At 72.7% G+C, this 17,092-nt stretch carries 17 protein-coding genes; 5 read left to right on the forward strand and 12 right to left on the reverse strand.

Translation table 11 applies throughout. The features are described 5' to 3' along the window. Positions 1-16 precede the first annotated feature (16 nt). The 4 genes from cydD to ACSQ11_RS04265 are packed head-to-tail and all read left to right on the forward strand — an operon-like array spanning position 17 to position 4,627. Positions 17-1,639: a thiol reductant ABC exporter subunit CydD gene (gene cydD / locus ACSQ11_RS04250; RefSeq protein ID WP_436003379.1), complete on the forward strand. Its 1,623-nt coding sequence runs from the start codon at positions 17-19 to the stop codon at positions 1,637-1,639. Then, positions 1,636-3,288 (forward strand): thiol reductant ABC exporter subunit CydC, encoded by a 1,653-nt coding sequence (gene cydC / locus ACSQ11_RS04255; RefSeq protein ID WP_436003381.1) that lies wholly within the window; start codon positions 1,636-1,638, stop codon positions 3,286-3,288. The genes cydD and cydC overlap by 4 nt, the downstream gene beginning before the upstream one ends. Before the next feature lie 9 nt (positions 3,289-3,297). Then, positions 3,298-3,693, forward strand: coding sequence for a BlaI/MecI/CopY family transcriptional regulator (locus tag ACSQ11_RS04260; protein ID WP_436003383.1), 396 nt, complete (start codon positions 3,298-3,300; stop codon positions 3,691-3,693). Positions 3,694-3,709: 16 nt separating this feature from the next. Then, positions 3,710-4,627, forward strand: a complete 918-nt coding sequence (locus ACSQ11_RS04265; RefSeq protein ID WP_436003385.1) for a M56 family metallopeptidase — start codon at positions 3,710-3,712, stop codon at positions 4,625-4,627. A 1-nt stretch (position 4,628) separates the two neighbouring features. Here ACSQ11_RS04265 and ACSQ11_RS04270 read toward each other — a convergent pair whose 3' ends face one another. Beyond that, a complete protein-coding gene (locus ACSQ11_RS04270; protein WP_436003386.1) occupies positions 4,629-5,225 on the reverse strand; it encodes a dihydrofolate reductase family protein in 597 nt (198 codons plus the stop codon). A 77-nt stretch (positions 5,226-5,302) separates the two neighbouring features. On the opposite strand from ACSQ11_RS04270, the gene purB reads away from it, so the two are divergent. Then, complete coding sequence (gene purB, locus ACSQ11_RS04275) at positions 5,303-6,712, forward strand: adenylosuccinate lyase (protein WP_436003388.1); 1,410 nt, start codon at positions 5,303-5,305, stop codon at positions 6,710-6,712. Between the two features lie 81 nt (positions 6,713-6,793). Here purB and ACSQ11_RS04280 read toward each other — a convergent pair whose 3' ends face one another. The 11 genes from ACSQ11_RS04280 to ACSQ11_RS04330 form a co-directional block, all read right to left on the reverse strand. Beyond that, complete coding sequence (locus tag ACSQ11_RS04280) at positions 6,794-7,429, reverse strand: VOC family protein (RefSeq protein WP_436003389.1); 636 nt, start codon at positions 7,427-7,429, stop codon at positions 6,794-6,796. A gap of 72 nt (positions 7,430-7,501) precedes the next feature. Continuing rightward, positions 7,502-8,323 carry a TrmH family RNA methyltransferase gene (locus tag ACSQ11_RS04285; protein ID WP_436003390.1) on the reverse strand — a complete coding sequence of 274 codons (822 nt, stop codon included), beginning with the start codon at positions 8,321-8,323 and terminating at the stop codon, positions 7,502-7,504. A gap of 21 nt (positions 8,324-8,344) precedes the next feature. Further along, positions 8,345-8,761: a pyridoxamine 5'-phosphate oxidase family protein gene (locus ACSQ11_RS04290; RefSeq protein ID WP_436003391.1), complete on the reverse strand. Its 417-nt coding sequence runs from the start codon at positions 8,759-8,761 to the stop codon at positions 8,345-8,347. 42 nt (positions 8,762-8,803) lie between these two features. After that, the gene (locus ACSQ11_RS04295) at positions 8,804-9,601 is read right to left on the reverse strand and encodes an HAD family hydrolase (RefSeq protein ID WP_436003392.1); all 798 of its coding nucleotides are present in this window, start codon (positions 9,599-9,601) and stop codon (positions 8,804-8,806) included. A 33-nt stretch (positions 9,602-9,634) separates the two neighbouring features. Further along, on the reverse strand, positions 9,635-10,477 hold the full coding sequence (locus ACSQ11_RS04300) for a siderophore-interacting protein (protein WP_436003394.1): 843 nt from the start codon (positions 10,475-10,477) through the stop codon (positions 9,635-9,637). After that, the gene (locus tag ACSQ11_RS04305; RefSeq protein ID WP_436003395.1) at positions 10,474-11,283 is read right to left on the reverse strand and encodes an ABC transporter ATP-binding protein; all 810 of its coding nucleotides are present in this window, start codon (positions 11,281-11,283) and stop codon (positions 10,474-10,476) included. Before ACSQ11_RS04305 ends, ACSQ11_RS04300 begins: the two co-directional genes overlap by 4 nt. Beyond that, entirely contained in the window at positions 11,280-12,437 is a 1,158-nt protein-coding gene (locus tag ACSQ11_RS04310) for a FecCD family ABC transporter permease (protein ID WP_436003396.1), read from the reverse strand. The genes ACSQ11_RS04305 and ACSQ11_RS04310 overlap by 4 nt, the downstream gene beginning before the upstream one ends. A 58-nt stretch (positions 12,438-12,495) precedes the next feature. Continuing rightward, the gene (locus tag ACSQ11_RS04315) at positions 12,496-13,473 is read right to left on the reverse strand and encodes a FecCD family ABC transporter permease (protein ID WP_436003397.1); all 978 of its coding nucleotides are present in this window, start codon (positions 13,471-13,473) and stop codon (positions 12,496-12,498) included. A gap of 239 nt (positions 13,474-13,712) precedes the next feature. Then, the gene (locus ACSQ11_RS04320) at positions 13,713-14,768 is read right to left on the reverse strand and encodes an iron-siderophore ABC transporter substrate-binding protein (RefSeq protein WP_436003398.1); all 1,056 of its coding nucleotides are present in this window, start codon (positions 14,766-14,768) and stop codon (positions 13,713-13,715) included. Positions 14,769-15,015: 247 nt separating this feature from the next. Continuing rightward, positions 15,016-16,185, reverse strand: coding sequence for an ABC transporter permease (locus tag ACSQ11_RS04325; protein WP_436003399.1), 1,170 nt, complete (start codon positions 16,183-16,185; stop codon positions 15,016-15,018). Beyond that, entirely contained in the window at positions 16,182-17,069 is an 888-nt protein-coding gene (locus tag ACSQ11_RS04330; protein WP_436003400.1) for an ABC transporter ATP-binding protein, read from the reverse strand. Before ACSQ11_RS04330 ends, ACSQ11_RS04325 begins: the two co-directional genes overlap by 4 nt. Positions 17,070-17,092: the final 23 nt, after the last annotated feature.

Below are 17,092 nucleotides of genomic sequence, written 5' to 3' on the forward strand. Positions count from 1 at the left end.
GCGGACGGCATACGCGATGAGGCCCTTCGACCTGCGACTGCTGCGCGCGGCACCCGAGGTGCGCGGTCCCGTGGCCGCGCTCACCGTCGTCGCGGGGGCGCAAGGCGTCGCGGCGATCGCGCTGGCGTTCGCGCTCGCTCGGCTCGTCACCGACGTCGTGTCGGGTGGCGACTGGCAGCGCAGCGCGGTGTGGGTCGTCGCCACGTTCACCGTGAGGGCCGGGCTGGGCGTGCTCGTCGAACGGGTGGGTGCGAGCACCTCGCACCGCGTCAGTGCGGGGCTGCGGCGCCGGCTGCTCGCGCGCTGGCTCACCGCTCCCGCCGAGCGGCGCCCGGACCCGGAACGCGCTTCGACCCTCGCGGTCCAGGGTGCGAGTGCCGTCGAGCCGTATGCCGCACGCTTCCTCCCAGCCCTCGTCGCCGGGGTCGTCGTTCCGGTCCTCGCGGTCGGTGCGCTCGTCGTCGTCGACCCGCTGAGCGCCGTCATCGTCGTCGTCACGCTGCCGCTGCTGCCCCTGTTCGCGGCGCTCATCGGGCGGGAGACGCAGGACGACACGATGAGCCGCTGGAGGGCGCTCGAACAGCTGGCCGGACACTTCGGCGACGTCATGCGCGGGCTGCCGACGCTCGTCTCCTACGGTCGGGCGCGGCGCCAGGTCGAGGTCGTGCGCGCGGTGTCCGAGCAGCACCGGACCGCGACGATGCGCACGCTGCGGGTCGCCTTCCTCAGCTCGTCGGCGCTCGAGCTGCTGGCCTCGATCTCGGTGGCGATCGTTGCGGTGACCGTCGGGCTGCGGCTCACCCACGGGTCGATGACCCTCCACGCCGGGCTGCTCGCGATCCTGCTCGCGCCCGAGGCGTACTGGCCCATCCGTCGCGTCGGCGCCGAGTTCCACGCGGCAGCCGACGGCGCCACCGCCGTCGACGCCATCCTCACCGAGCTGGAACCTGCAACTGATTGCCCCACGCCGAGGGACGCTGCGGCTCCGACCCCTCACGGTGGGGCAATCAGTCGGGGGGTGGTCGACGCCGAGGGGGTGGCGTATGCGTACCCGGGGTCGGACCGGCTCGTGCTCGACGACGTGTCGCTCGTCGCCGGACCCGGCCTCACCGTCGTCACCGGCGAGTCGGGCGCGGGCAAGTCGACGCTGCTCGACGTCGTCGCCGGTCTGCGGATGCCGACGCAGGGGCGGGTGTCGACCGCGGCCGTGCACTACGTGACCCAGCGGCCGTTCCTGCCCGACGGCACCGTCGGCGAGGCATTGCGGCTCGGCGCTGCGCGTGAGCTCACCGACGCGTACCTGCTGTCGGCGCTGGGGCGGGTGGGGCTCGCGGAGTTCGTGTCCGGGCTTCCCGACGGGCTCGACACGTCGCTGGGCGACGACGGGTTCGGGCTGTCGGCGGGACAGCGCACCCGCCTCGCCCTGGCTCGCGCCGTGCTCTCGACCGCACCCGTTCTCCTGCTCGACGAGCCCACCGCGCACCTCGACGACGAGTCGGCGGCACGGGTGCGCGACCTGGTCCGCAGCCTCGCCGACGACCGGTGCGTCGTCGCCGCGACCCACTCCTCGGACCTCGTGGCAATCGCCGACGAGCACCTGCACCTCGCCGGTTCGCTCGCCGAGGCGGTGACAGCATGACCGGCTCGACGGATGGGAGCAGCGCGCTCGAGGTCACCCTCTCGACCGGCTCGAACGGCCGGACCGATGCGCACGGCTGGCTCGCCGGGCTCTGGGGCGGGCTCGCCCTCACCTCGGGCGTCGCCCTCACCGCGACGTCGGGCTGGCTCATCGTCCGCGCCTCCGAGCGCCCGGTCATCCTCACCCTCCTCACCGCGATCGTCGGCGTGCGCGCCTTCGGGATGGCTCGCCCGTTCTTCCGCCACCTCGAACGCCTGCGCTCGCACGACAGCGCCCTCGGAGACCTCGCCGCCGCCCGCACCCGCGTGTATGCCGCCCTCGTCCCCCTCACGCCGGCCCGCCTCGGTCGCCGGTCCCGGTCTGCCGTGCTCACCGGGGTGGTCGATGACCTCACCGACGTCGTCGAGGCCCACGTGCGGGTACGGGTCCCCGTGCTCTCGGCCCTCGTCGCCGCCACGGCGACCACCCTGCTCACCGGCCTGCTCGTGCCGACCGCCGCCCTCGTGGTCCTCGCTTGGGTGCTCGTCGTGGCCCTCGTCGGTGCGGCCGGGCTGACGCTGGAGCGGTCGGCGCAGCCGGTCCTCGGCGCGGCACGCGCGGAGGTGGGCCGGGCAGCGGAGCTCGTGGCACGGCATACGTCGGAGCTCCGGGCGATCGGCGCCGAGGGCGACGTCCTCGACCGGCTCGACCGCGCCCACGACGACCTCGGGCGCGCGCTCCGGCGGCAGAGTCGGGGGCGGGCCCTCGTCACCGGCGGAGTGCTCGCGTTGACGGGGCTGGCCACGCTCGCCATGGCCCGCGTCGCGATCGGGTCGGACGTCTCGCCGGGTGTCATGGCGCTGCTCGTCGTCGTCCCCGCCGCGCTCGCCGACGCCCTGCTCCCCCTCGCCGATGCCGCCCGGGCGCGGGCGCGCGCCGAGCAGAGCGCCGCACGGATGGGCTCGCTCCTCGACCAAGAGCCGGCCGTCGCCGACCGGGGCACCGGCCCCGTCACCACCCGCACCCCGCACCTGCGGCTCGAGGGCCTGGGCGCCGGCTGGGTCGACGGGCGCACCGACGTCGCCGGAGTGGACCTCGACCTGCCGCCCGGACGCCGGGTCGGCCTCGTCGGCGCCAACGGCTCCGGCAAGTCGACGACGCTCGCCGTGCTCGAGCGCGCGCTCGACCCACAGGCCGGCCGCTACACCGTGGACGGGCACGACGTCACGGACCTCTCGCTCGACGCCGTGCGCGACCTCGTGGCCGTCGTCGACGACGAGCCGCACGTCTTCGCCGCGGACCTGCGTGCCAACCTCCTCCTCGCGCGGCCGGACGCGACCGACGCCCACCTCACCGCGGCGCTCGACGTCGCCGGGCTCGGCCGCTGGTTCGAGGCCCTCCCCCAGGGCCTCTCGACACCGCTCGGCACCGGCGGACGCGGCATCTCGGGCGGCGAGCGCGCCCGGCTCGCCGTGGCCCGCGGGGTGCTCTCCGGGCGGCCCGTGGTGCTGCTCGACGAGCCGGTCGCCCACCTCGACCCCCCGACGGCCAGGAGCGTCATGCGCGACGTCTCGACGGCCCTCGCGGGGCGTACCGTGGTGGTCGTCAGCCACCGCCCCGAAGGACTCGAGTCGCTCGACGAGATCGTCGACCTCACCCCCACCCGCTAGGACTTCGCTGTGCCAGCCTCTGCCTCCGCCCCTCGTCTCGGCGACCTCGAGCGCTCCGTCATGGAGGAGCTCTGGGACTCGACGAAAAGTCGGCCCGACGGCGCCAGCGTCCGCGAGGTGCTCGAGGCCCTGCCGAGCGAGCGGGGCCTCGCCTACACGACGGTGATGACCGTGCTCGACCGCCTGAGCAAGAAGGGGCTCGTCACCCGCGAGCGCGACGGCCGGGCCTGGCGCTACACCCCGGCCGGCACCCGCGAGTCGCTCACCGCCGAGACGATGCGCGCCTCGCTGGGCGACGTGACGGACCGCCGGGCGGCCCTGCTGCACTTCCTCGACGGTGCCACCTCGGAGGAGCTCGACGACCTGCGCGCAGCCCTGTCCGAGGTGGAGCAGCGGCGCGGCTGAGGCCGGACCAGCGTCGGTGTACGCCCTCCTTTTGGCGCTCCTCGCGCTCGTCCTCGCCGGCCTCGCGCCCCGGGTGATGGCCCGGCTCGGCGGCTTCCGGCGGGCACCGCGTGCCGCGCTCGTCGCCTGGCAGGCGGTGTCGCTCTCGGCCGTCCTCGCCGCTCTCCTGGCCGCTCCCGCCGCCGTGCCGTACCTGGATCCCGGCACCCCCGTGTGGTTGGCCTGCAGCAGCCTGGACCCGTGCGGCGCCTCGATCTGGTGGGCCGAGAACCGGCGGTGGGTCGTCCTCGGCGTCGCCGCCGCCCTCACCCTGCTCGTCCTCGGCCGGCTGCTCCTGTCCGGTCACCGCATCGGCACCCGGCTGCGTGCCGCCCGGGCTCGGCACCGCGACCTCGTGGACGTCCTCGCCGAGCCCGGGAGCGCGAGGCAGGCGGACGGCATACGGGTCCTCGACCACGCCACCCCGACGGCCTACTGCCTGCCCGGGCGCCGTTCGCGGGTCGTGCTCACCGAGGGGGCGCTCGCGGCGCTGCCCGACGACGAGCTCGACGCGGTCCTCGCCCACGAGCGGGCGCACCTGCGTGGGCGGCACGACCTGCTCATCGAGTACTTCACCGTGCTCCACCACTCGGTCCCCGACCCGGTGCGCTCCCCCGAGGCGCTGCGTGAGGTGCGGCTGCTCGTCGAGGCGCTCGCCGACCGCTCGGCCGTGCGGGCGTCGGGACCCGTCGCCACGGCCCGGGCCCTGCTCACCCTCGCCCACGGCCAGGCGCCCGAGGCCGGGCTCGGCGCCGCCGGAGACGGCACCACCGCCACCCGGATGCGACTCCTCGCCGAGGACGCGCTGCCCGTGCCGACCGTCGTCGTGATGTACGTGTATGCCGTGGCCGTCGTCGCGCTGCCGCTCGCCCTCGTGTGGCTCGCCTGGCGCTGAGTCAGCGCTGCACGTCGTAGGTGACGTGGACGGCGTGCGGCGAGACCCGGACCTCCCGCTGGACGAGGGTGCGGGGGACGGAGCCCTCGAAGAGGGAGGTGCCCGCGCCCAGGACGAGCGGGGAGACGTGCAGGCTCAGCCGGTCGACGACACCGGCATCAAGGCAGCCACGGACCACCTCGCCGCCACCCATGACGTAGACGTCCTTGTCGCCGGCCACCGAGCGAGCCTGCTCGACCGCCGCCGCCGGGCCGTCGAGGACGAAGGTGAAGTCGTGCGAGTCCGCGAGCCGCACCGACTCGGGCTCGCTGCTCGTGACGACGAAGAACGCCGGCTTGGCGGCGTGGCCGGCGCCGTAGCCGACCTCGTCGTTCCACCCGTGCGGCCCGTCGATGACGTCGAAGAGGTGGCGACCCATGACGACCGCCCCCGTGGCGACCGTCGCCTCCTCGAGCACGGCGCGGTCGACGTCGTCGCCCGAGAAGACCCACGCGTGCAGTCCCTCGGCGCCGTCGCCGAGCCCGTTGTCGGGCCCGGCCCCGGGTCCGGTGACGAAGCCGTCGAGGGAGACCGAGATGTCGGCCACCACGTGCGTCATGCCCTCACCCTGCCCGCGGGGCCGGCGCGGCACAAGGCGGTGCGACGGTGGCCGGACCGGATGGGAGGATGAGGGTCATGGCCTCCCTCGCTGACGTCACTCCTCCCATCGCGCTCGGCGCCCTCGACGGTCGCTACCGCGGAGCCGTGGCACCCCTCGTCGACCACCTCTCCGAGCCGGCGCTCAACCGCCAGCGGATCCACGTCGAGATCGAGTGGCTCATCCATCTCACCGACCGGTCCGTGGTGCCCGGCGTCCGCACGCTCACCGACGACGAGAAGGCCGCGCTGCGGCAGATCGTCGACGACTTCGGCCCCGACGAGATCACCGAGATGGGCGAGACCGAGAAGGTCACCCAGCACGACGTCAAGGCGGTCGAGTACTTCCTCAAGAAGCGCCTCGCGCAGATCGCCCCGGCCGAGGACGACAAGGGGCTCGCCGAGCTCATCCACTTCTGCTGCACGAGCGAGGACATCAACAACCTCTCCTACGCCCTCATGGTCCAGGGCGCCATCGAGGACGTCTGGCTGCCCCGCGCCGCCGCCCTCGTCGAGGCGCTGTCGACGATGGCGTCGGACCTGCGCGAGGTGCCGTTGCTCTCGCACACGCACGGTCAGCCGGCCACGCCGTCCACGCTGGGCAAGGAGCTCGCCGTCCTCGCGTGGCGGCTCCAGCGCCAGCTGCGCCGGGTCGAGGACGCCGAGTTCCTCGGCAAGCTCAACGGCGCGACCGGCACCTACGGCGCCCACCTCGCCGCCGTCCCCGAGGCCGACTGGGAGGACGTGAGCGAGTCCTTCGTCGAGGGCCTCGGGCTCACCTGGAACCCGCTCACCACCCAGATCGAGAGCCACGACTGGCAGGCCGAGCTCTATGCCGACGTGGCCCGCTTCAACCGGGTGCTGCACAACATGTGCACCGACGTCTGGACCTACATCTCGATGGGCTACTTCGCCCAGGTGCGTGGCCAGGGCACCGTCGGCTCCTCCACGATGCCGCACAAGGTCAACCCGATCCGCTTCGAGAACGCCGAGGCCAACCTCGAGGTGAGCAACGCCCTGCTCGACGTCCTCGCCTCGACGCTCGTGCAGTCCCGCCTCCAGCGCGACCTCACCGACTCCTCGATGCAGCGCAACATCGGCGTCGCCCTCGGCCACTCGCTGCTCGCCCTCGACAACGCGACCCGCGGTCTCGCCGGCCTCGACGCCGTGCCGGAGGCGATGGCGCGCGACCTCGACGCCAACTGGGAGGTGCTCGGTGAGCCGATCCAGTCGGCGATGCGGGCTCTCGGCGCCCAGGGCGTGCCCGGCATGGAGGAGCCCTACGAGCGGCTCAAGGAGCTCACCCGCGGCCGCCGCATCGGCCAGCCCGAGCTCGTCGAGTTCGTCCGCGGGCTCGGCCTGCCCGCCGAGGTCGAGGAACGCCTCGCGGCGATGACGCCGGCGACCTACGTCGGCATCGCGCCGGCGCTGGTCGACCACCTCGACTGAGCCTGAAGCGCCGCATACACGCCGAAGCGCCCCGCCGGACCGGAGTCCGTGCGGGGCGCTTTCGCGCGCCGTCCACTCGCCTCAGAGGGTGACGAGGCCACCGGGGGTCTCGAACGTCACCGACATGATGCCGGGGTTGCCCTTGGGCGAGACGAAGTTGAAGTCGATGCCCTCGGGCACGTAGTCCTTGTCGACGCCGACCCAGTCGCGCACGCGGTCGGGGTCGCCGGCGATCTCGAGCGACTTGAGCGCGACCTGCGTCTCGCCGACGCCGGAGGGGTGGGGCACCTCGGCGTCCCACTCGACGAAGAACGGGAGCTGCGGGTCCGCGATCAGGCCCTTGATGCCCAGCTGCTTCCACCGGAGCTCCACACCGTCGGGGCGGTGTCGGCTGCCGACGACGGACTCACGCCCGAGGCGTCCCTCCTGCTGGGTGATGTCGTCGACGCTCAGGACCCAGCCGAGCCAGCCACCGCCGGACTCGGAGCGGGCACGCACGGCCTGGCCGAAGGGAGCCTTGTCGGACGCGGGGTGGTCGAGCACCTCGACGACCTCGAGATAACGGTCACCGAGAAGCGGAAGGATGACGTTGCGCGTCCCGAAGCGCGGATGCACACCCCCGTCGACGGCTGCGATACCGAGCTGCTCGGCCAGACGTGCGGCCGTCGCTCGTGCGCCGTCGTTCTCTGCGGCATAGACAACATGGTCAACTCGCATGCGGATTATCGTGACACACCTTTGAGGGTGCTCTTGACACAGGGGCTAGTCACCCTGATCCTCCCCTCGGGCTCAGGCGCCCCGACCGCGCTGCCGCACGGCCTCGTAGACGACGATCGCCGCAGCGGCCGAGGCGTTGAGCGAGTTGACGTTGCCGTGCATGGGGATGCGCACCCTGACGTCCGCGGCCCGCAGGGCCTCGTCGGTGAGACCGAACTTCTCCGTCCCGACCGCGATCGCGACCGCGCCCGTGAGGTCGGCGTCCGTGTGCATCGTCTCGGTGTCGGGGGTCGTGGCGACGAGGCGTATGCCGTGTGCCCGCAACCAGCCCAGCGTCGCGTCGAGCGTCGCGCTGGCGACCGGGACGGAGAACACCGTGCCCTTGGACCCCCGCACGACGTTGGGGTTGCCCCAGTCGGTCACCGGGTCGACGCCGATGACGGCGTCGACCCCGGCAGCGTCCGCCGTGCGCAGCATCGCGCCGAGGTTGCCCGGCTTCTCGAGCCCCTCGCACACGAGCAGCAGCGGCTCCGCGGGGAGGTCGAGGTCGGCCAGCCCGGCGCGGACGGCCGGGACGAGGGCGAGGAAGCCGTCGGGACCCTCGCGGTAGGCGATCTTCTCGAAGGCCGCCCGCGACACCCGGATGGTCTCGACGCCGGAAGACCGCACGTCGTCGACGACCTGCAGCTGCTCGTCGGCGTCGAGCATGAGCTCGGGAGAGTAGAACAGCGTGCGCGGCCGCACCCCGGCGTCGAGCGCGAGCCCGAGCTCCTCGAAGCCCTCGACGACGGTGACGCCGACCTCGTCACGAGCGCGGCGACGGCGCAGCGCGACGACCTGCTTGAGGCGCGGGTTCGCGGGTGAGGTGATCTCGAGGTCGGGACGGGACGGCATACCGCTCATTGTGGGTGACCCTCAGTCGGCCTTGGCCTCGCCCCACCCGTGCCAGTGCTCCACCTCGACCCAGCAGCTCACCCGCGGGCGGTCACGGACGCGGTAGGGCTTGCCCGTGTAGTGGACCGAGAGCCGGTCGATGTCGGCGAGACCGCGCTCGGGGTCGTCGTCCCAGCGCACGACGCGGCCGCGGATGCTCACGTGGGTGTACCACTCACCCTCCTTGAGGGCGGTGAGGGCGACCTCGGGCCGCTCCCGCATCCAGCCGAGGCGGGCGCGGCCGGCGTCCATGTTGAGGAGCACCGTGCCGTCGTCCTCGACGAGGTACCAGGTCGCGACCGACATGGGCGCACCCTTGGGCCGCAGGACGGCGACGACGGCGGGGTTGGGTCGCGCGAAGAGCTCGGCGACCTCGGGCGGCAGGGGTGCTTTGGGCATGGGCCCATCCTGCCCTCGCCTCGGCCCTTCAGGGCGCTGCGGTCACAGCAGGGAACGGAGCACGGGGACGAGCCCGTCGTCGTCGACGTCGAGAGTGGTCTCGTCGGTGACCGCCTTGACCTCGTCGGGCGCGTTGCCCATCGCGACCCCACGCGCGGCCCACTGGAGCATCTCGAGGTCGTTGCGCTGGTCGCCGACGGCGACGGTGTGGGCCGGCTCGACGCCGAGGTGGCGGCGCACCATCTCGAGGGCCGAGCCCTTGCTCACGCCCTCGGGGTTGATGTCGAGCCATGCGGTGAAGCCGACGGCGTAGTTGACCTCGTGGAGCCCGATGCGCTCGGCGAGACCCATGAAGTCCTCTGCGGTCCCGTTGGGGTCGCGGAAGGTCACACGGGTGACGGGGTCGGCGACGAGCTCGTCCCACGGCACGACCGTGATGTCGCCCTGGAGCTCGCCGTCGGGGAACGGCGCACTCACCTTGAAGCCCACGCCGAGGTCCTCGACGGCGACGACGGCGTCGGGCAGCTCGGCGCGCAGCAGGTTGAGGGCCGGAGCGGGGTCGAAGGTCACCGCCTCGATGATCTCGAAGCCATCCTCGAGGGCGGGGTCGAGGCGGAGCGTGACCGCCCCGTTGGAGCACACGGCATACCCCGCCGTGAGACCGAGCTCCGCGAGGATCGGGGTCGTCGCGACGATGGAACGGCCGGTCGCGATGGTGACGTGGTGGCCGGCGTCGGCGACGGCGCGCACGGCGTCACGGACGACCGGCGACATCTCGCCGGCGTGGTTGATCGTCGTGCCGTCGACGTCGAGCGCGACGAGGTGGGGGGTGACCGTCATGCGGCCAACCTATCGACCCGCCCGGACGCGCGGTCAGCCCCGCTCCTGACCCAGCTTCCAGTAGCCGGAGAAGAGCACCTTGCGCCGGTCGACACCGGCGGAGCGCACGAGGTGACGTCGCGCCTCGGTGACCATCCCCGACTCGCCGCAGACCCAGGCGTAGCCGAGGTGGCCCAGCTGCGCCTCCGCGAGCGCGGGGAGCAGGGCCGAACCGGGTCCGCCGTCCGTGCGCAGGTGCACCGTGACGTCGGCTCCGCCGAATGCGTATGCCGCGAGCACGGCCGGGTCGGACACCTCGACGTGGATCGTGGCCCGGTCCAGGACCTCGGGGTGCGCGTCGAGGATGGCCGCGAGGGCGGGGACGGCCGTCTCGTCGGCGGCGAGCAGGACGGGGGTGTCGCACTCGTGCCCGCGGAAGAGCGCGCCGCCGGAGCGGAACCCCACGCGGTCGCCCGCGGTGGCTGCGCAGGCCCAGGCCGACCCGGGACCGGAGTCGCCGTGGGTGACGACGTCGACGTCGATGGTGGCGTTGAGGGCGTGGTGGGCGCGGATCGTGTACCAGCGCAGGTCGGGGCGCTCGGTCTCCGGCATATCCGCGATGGCGGCCCGGACGTTCTCGCGACCGTCCTCGGGCATGGTCAGCGTGGCGCCGGGTCGCGGCATGAGCAGGCCGAAGTACTCGTCGGCGCCGACCCGCCGGAAGTCGGCGAGCTCGTCGGCGACGAAGGTGATCCGGCGCATCCCGCCGCCGAGGTCGCTCACCGCGGCGACCGTCATCTCGAACTGGGAGTCGCTGTCACGGTAGACCGGGGAGGCCATGGTGAGGCGGGCGTAGGCGGTGGCGGCCTTCATGGCGACCTTGTCGAGGACGGTCATGCGTTCTCTCGCTTCCTGCGGTGGGGGATGACGACGGGGTCGCCGGTCGTCGGGTCGGCGACGACGGAGGCCGCGATCCCGAAGACGGACTCGATGACGTCGGGGGTGACGATGTCGGCGGGTGCGCCCTCGGCGACGATCGCGCCGTCACACATCGCGACGAGGTGGTCGGCGTAGCGCGCGGCCATCGCGAGGTCGTGGAGCACCATGACGACCGTCGTCCCCTCGCGGGCGTTGAGGTCGCGGACGAGCTCGAGGACGTCGATCTGGTGGGCGATATCGAGGAACGACGTGGGCTCGTCGAGGAGCAGCACCGGCGTGCGCTGGGCCAGGGACATGGCGATCCAGGCGCGCTGGCGCTGGCCGCCCGAGAGGCTGTCGACCGGGACGCCGGCGAGGTCGACGAGCTCGGTCATCTCGAGGGCCGCGGCGACGACGGCCTCGTCCTGGCGCGACCACTGCGTGAACAGCCCGTGGTGCGGGTGGCGGCCGCGTTCGACGAGCTCGACGACGGTGATGCCCTCGGGCACGATCGGTTGTTGCGGGAGCAGGCCGAGGCGCCGCGCGACCTGTTTGGTCGAGAGGTTGCCGATCACCTCGCCATCGAGCAGGACCCGGCCCTCGTGCGGGGACAGCAGCCGCGAGAGACCACGTAGCAGCGTCGACTTGCCGCAGCCGTTGGGGCCGACGATGGCGGTCACGCGACCGGTCGGCACGGCGAGGTCGAGGCCGTCGACGACGACCCGCTTGTCGTAGGCGAGGCTCAGCGACTCGGCAGAGAGGACGGACGACATGACTTCGCTCATTTCTCGACGATCGACCGGCGGCCCGCGACGAGCAGCCACACGAGGACGGGGGCGCCGGCGAGCCCGGTGACGACGCCGACGGGGAAGGCGGTGCCCGGCACGGCATACGCACTGACGTAGTCGGCCGCGAGCACCATCGCGGCGCCGACGAGCGCAGCGGCGGGCACCGAGGTGCGTCCGCCGGTGAGCCGTCGCGCGATCGGGCCGCTGAGGAACCCGACGAAGGCGATCGGGCCGCACACCGCCGTCGCCGAGGCGGTGAGCAGCACGACGAGGGCCGTGACGAGCGCGCGCAGCCGGTGCGCGGGCACACCCAGGCCGGCGGCGAGGTCGTCGCCGAGACCGAGGACTCCGAGCTGGCGGGTGGCGACGGTGAGCACCGGCAGGGCGACCGCGACGACGACGCCGAGACGCACGATCTCGTCCCACGACACCGAGCCGAGGCTGCCGGTGAGCCACACCAAGGCGTCCTGCGCACGATAGATGTCGGCGCGCAGGAGGACCCAGTGCACGACCGAGCTGAGCACGGCGGCGAGCCCGACGCCGACGAGGATCATCCGACCGGTCGCTGCGCCACCTCGCCCCGCGAACCCGTGGATGGCCAGCGCCACGGCGACGGCCCCGGCGAACGCCACGACGGCCACCGGCGTCCCCGACCAGCCGAGGAGCACGACGGAGAAGACGGCCGCCGCGCTCGCGCCGAGGTTGATCCCGAGGACGTCGGGGCTGGCGAGGGGGTTGCGCAGCATCGACTGGTACGCCGCACCGGCCGAGGCGAAGGCTGCTCCCGCGAGGACCGACATGCACGCGCGCGGCAGCGTCGACTCCATGAAGATGAAGGACGCACCCGGGATGGTCGTCCCGGAGACCATCCGTATGCCGTCCACGAACGAGATCCGGTAGTCGCCGAGGAGCGCGCGGACGAGGAAGAGGCCGACGACGAGCAGGGTGAGCGCGACGAGGAGGAGCCGCTGGCGGCGGCGGACCCGACGGCGCACGCCGCGCAGGGTGGCGAGGGTGTCGGCGCTCGCGGGCGTGCGGGCGGTGCCCGTCGACCCGGTCAAGCCGGTCGAGAGGAGAGAACTCGCCGCGTGCACGGTGGCACCGGCGGCGTGTTCTCTCCTCTCGACCGGGTCCACGACGGGGGTGCTCATGCGGGGTCCCCGCGGAGTATCCGGGGGAGCGAAGCGGCGGAGGAACTTCGTGGGGTGCTCATGCGACGTTCATCCGGCGGACGAGCGCGACGAGGAACGGGGCACCGACGACGGCGCAGATGATGCCGGCCTGGACCTCGCTCGGGGCGGCGACGACCCGGCCGAGGGTGTCGGCGCTGACGACGAGGACGGGCCCGGCGAAGAGCGAGCCGAGCAGGATGCGGCGGTGGTCGGGGCCGACGACGGCGCGCACGACGTGGGGCACCACGAGCCCGACGAACGCGATCGGCCCGGCGAGCGCCGTGGCGGAGGCGGCGAGCAGGATCGCACCGGCCGCTGCGAGCAGCCGGTGGAGCAGCACGCGCTGGCCGAGCCCGCGGGCGAGGTCGTCACCCAGCGCGACGGTGTTGAGGATCGAGCCGGACGAGAGGGCGAGGGCGAAGCCCACGACGAGGAACGGCGCGACGTCGAGGACGATCGAGGCGTCGCGCCCGGCGACGGAGCCGACTTGCCAGAAGCGGAAGACGTCGAGGGCGCCCTGGTCCGAGACGAGGATCGCGCCGACGAGGCTCGTCGACGTCGCCATGACGGCGGCACCGGCCAGAGCCATGGTCACCGGCTGGGCGCGCACCGGCGCGAGGAGGGCGAGCAGCTGGACGACGACGGCGGTGACGACCGCTCCGGCGAGCGCGAACCAGACGTAGCCGCCGACCCCCGAGATGGCGAAGACCTTGATCCCGACGACGACCGCGAGGGCCGCGCCGGAGTTGATGCCGAGGATGCCGGGCTCGGCGAGCGGGTTGCGGGTCAGGCCCTGGAGCACGACGCCGCAGACACCGACGGCCGCCCCGACCACGAGCCCGATGAGGGTCCGGTCGATGCGTGAGTCGACGATGCCACGCACCTCGTCGGTCACGGTCCCGCGCGTGAGCGCGTCGACGATGCGGGACGGCGAGACCGACTGGGTGCCGACGAGGAGTGAGAACGCGACGGCGAGCGTCACCGCGGCCACCCCCGCGGCCACGACGACGGTCACAGGCGTGCGACCGCCCCGACCCACCCTCCCTGTGCGGTGGGCCGGGGCAGCCGGCTGAGGAGTCCCACGCTCAGCGTGGTCATGGGTCCCACGCTCGGCGTGGGTGTGGGGCACACGCACCGCGTGGGGGTGGGTCCCACGCACCGCGCGAGCCGGCATACCGACACGCTCTGGTCCGGCCGGCATACCGGTGCGCTGTGCGCGAGCCGGTGCTCCGGACACGGTGGGGACCCGGACGCTCACTGGGCCGGGGTTCCGTCCACGGCCGAGGCGATCTTGGGCAGGAACTTCTCGAGCGCGACCGGCATCGACAGCGGCGAGGGGGATGACATCGTCAGGGCGACGGCGTTGTCGGCACTCGCGACGTAGTGGTCGGTCTTGAGCGCGGGGATCTGGCCGAGGAGCGGGTGCTTCTTGAGGGTGTCGACCTCCTCGGGCTTCTCGACGTAGAAGATCAGGGCGTCGGCGGCGAGCGTCGAGGACTTCTCGGCGGAGAGGTTCGCGCTGAACTGCGCGTTGCCCTTGCTCAGCGCGGTCACGGTCGGGGCGTCCACCATGCCGAAGCGTCGCAGGATCTGCGGGCGGAGGTCGTGCGTCGTGTAGAGGCTGACGACGGAGAGGTCGGTCGGCGTGAACCAGGCCCACGCGGCGGACTTGCCCTTGATCTGGGGGTACTTCGCGACGGCGTCGTCGATGGCCTTGTTGGTGTCGGCGGTGACCTTGGTCGCGAGCTCGGTGCGGCCGAGGGCCTGGCCGACGAGCTTGACGCTGTCCTCCCACGACGTGCCCCAGGCCTCTCCCGGGAAGGCGACGGTGGGGGCGATCTTGGAGAGCTTGTCGTAGTCCTCCTTGGTGATGCCCGAGTTCACGCCGAGGATGAGGTCGGGCTTGGCCGCGGCGATCTCCTCGACCGGGACGCCGGCGGTGTCGTCGTAGCGGGCGATCTGCGCGTCGGAGTCGAGCTTGGTCACGGCCGCGTCGAACCAGTCGGTCGAGCCGCCCGCGTTGCCGCCCCAAGTGATCTTCGTGGCGCCGACGGGGATCACCCCGAGCGAGACGACGACGTCGGCGTCGTTCCAGCCGACGGTGGCGACCCGCTTGGGCTCGGCGCTGATCGTGGTCTCGCCGAAGGCGTGCGTGACCGTCGTGGGGAAGGCGTCCTTGTCGACCGCCGAGGCGTTGGCCGTCGCCGGGTCGGCCGAGGCCTCGCTCGACGGACCGGTGGAGCACGCGGTGAGGAGGAGCGCGGCGACGCCGGATGCGGTGGCGGCGACGAGAGAGCGACGTGTCAGCATGGAGCCTTCTGGGATCGGGCCACGCGCAGCGCGGCGACAAGGTCAGTAAGGCAAACCTAAGTTAGGGTGCCCTCACCTTGTCAAATCCCGTCCGCTCCGCGTCGCCCGTCCGCCTGCATCCGCAGAGATGGTCACCTTCTCGACCACCCTTGCGGACGCTGTCGTATGCCGCCCGCCTGCGTCCGCAGAGATGGTCACCTTCTCGACCACCCTTGCGGACGCAGGCGAGCGACGTCGGCGCGGGGCGTCACTCGGGGGTCGACCACGCCTGTCGCAGGCTGAGCCGGCCCTGGGTCTGGAGCAGCGAGCGCTGGTAGAGCCGCGCCGCCACCCGGACGACGAGCGCGGCGGTCGCCACGAGGATCGCGAGCGCGACGAGCGCCTGCCACCACGAGGCGGAACCCTCGAGCACCCGCATCGGCATGAGGATCGCCGAGAACGGCGGCACGAACGACAGCACGACCTGGGTGGTCCCGCTCGTGAGCAGCGCCGAGAAGAACACGCCCATCGTGAGCATCGTCAGCGGCGTGGATGTGGTCTGGACGTCCTCGGTCCGCGAGGCGAGCGCCCCGGCGACGGCCCACAGGCACGCGAGGAGCCCGAACCCGACGACGAAGAAGACGACGAACCAGCCGACCGCCCCCGACACCGCCGGCAGGAAGCGGCCGTAGTCGGTGAAGGTCAGCCCGACGAGCCCCACCGCGACGAAGAGCGCCATCTGGGCGAACGCCAGCCCGAGGTTGCCGATGACCTTGCCGGCGAGCAGCTGGCGCACCGAGATCTTCGTCGTGATGATCTCGACGATGCGGCTCGCCTTCTCCTCGACGACGCTGTTGGCGAGCGCCAGACCGAACGTGAACGACGCGAGGTAGAAGAGCAGCGCGAGGGCGAACCCGACGGCCTTCGCGACCCCCGCCAGGTCGGAGTCTCCGTCGAGAACCGTGGTGCTGACGTCGGATCCGCGCGTGAGCGCGTCGACCGTCGTGCCGGCGGCATTGGCGTTGGCGTCGAGGGTCGCGTCGCGGATCGCGGTCCGTGCCGACGCGACGAGGTCGCCGGGCACGTCGTCGTGTCCGGTGAGCACCCACCCGGCGTCACCCTGGTGCAGCCACACGTCGGCGGTGTCGTCCTCGACGGCGGCGCGGGCAGCGGCGTCGTCGCCGACCTGGCTGAGCGTCACCGCGAGCTGGTCGTCGGAGGCCTCGGCTGCGGTCTCGACCTGCTGGGCCATCTGGTGCGCGGCGCTGGAACTGGTGACGACGGCATACTCCGAGGTCCTCCCGGCCATCCACGCCTGCACTCCGAGCACCACCGCGAGGATGAGGACGAGCCCGAACGTGCTGAGCAGGAAGGTCTTGTCGGTGAGCTTGGTGACGATCTCGCGGCGGGCCACGGTCATCCAGGGGGCGGAGGTCATGCCGTCACCTCGCGGTAGATCTCGGACAAGGCGGGCACCTGGCGGGCGAAGTCGACGACGACGCCACGGTCGAGGGCGGAGCGGAGGAGGGCCTGGCGCGCGGCTTCGTCGTTCGGCTCGACGAGCGCTGTGCTCCCGTCGACGTCGTGGACGTGTATGCCGTCCGCATCCCTGACCCAGCCCGCGTCACCTCCGAGCGTGATGCGGTAGAGCTCGGGGCCACCGCTGCGCAGCTCGCTCACCGAGCCGGTGGCGACGACGCGGCCGTGGGCGAGGACGACGAGCCGGTCACAGAGCCGTTCGACGAGGTCGAGCTGGTGAGAGCTGAAGAGGACCGGGATACCGCGGGCCGCGTGCTCGCGCAGGAGGTCGACCATCGAGTCGACGGCGGTCGGGTCGAGGCCAGAGAACGGCTCGTCGAGGATGAGCGCGTCCGGCGTCGTCATGAGCGCGGCGACGATCTGCACACGCTGCTGGTTGCCGAGCGAGAGCTTCTCGACCCGCTCCCCCGCGCGGTCGGCGAGACCGAACCGCTCGAGGTGCTCCGCGACGGAGGCCTTGGCGTCCGCGGCGGTCATGCCCGAGAGCTCGCCGAGGTAGACGAGCTGGTCGAGCACCTTCTGCTTCGGGTAGAGGCCGCGCTCCTCGGGCATGTAGCCGATGCGTCGGCGCACGGCCGTGGTCATCGGCCGCCCGTCCCAGCGGACCTCGCCGCCATGGGCGGCGAGCAGCCCCATGACCATCCGCATCGTCGTCGTCTTGCCGGCGCCGTTGCCCCCGACGAACCCGGTGAGGAGACCTCCGGGGACGGTGAAGCTCACGTCGTCGACGGCCTTGAGCTCCCCGAAGAAGCGCGTCAGCCCGGTGACCTCGATCTGTGCCATGCCTCCACGCTAGGCAGGGCGGC

It is taken from the genome of Knoellia sp. LjRoot47 (assembly GCF_964253435.1).
Lineage (GTDB): Bacteria > Actinomycetota > Actinomycetes > Actinomycetales > Dermatophilaceae > Knoellia.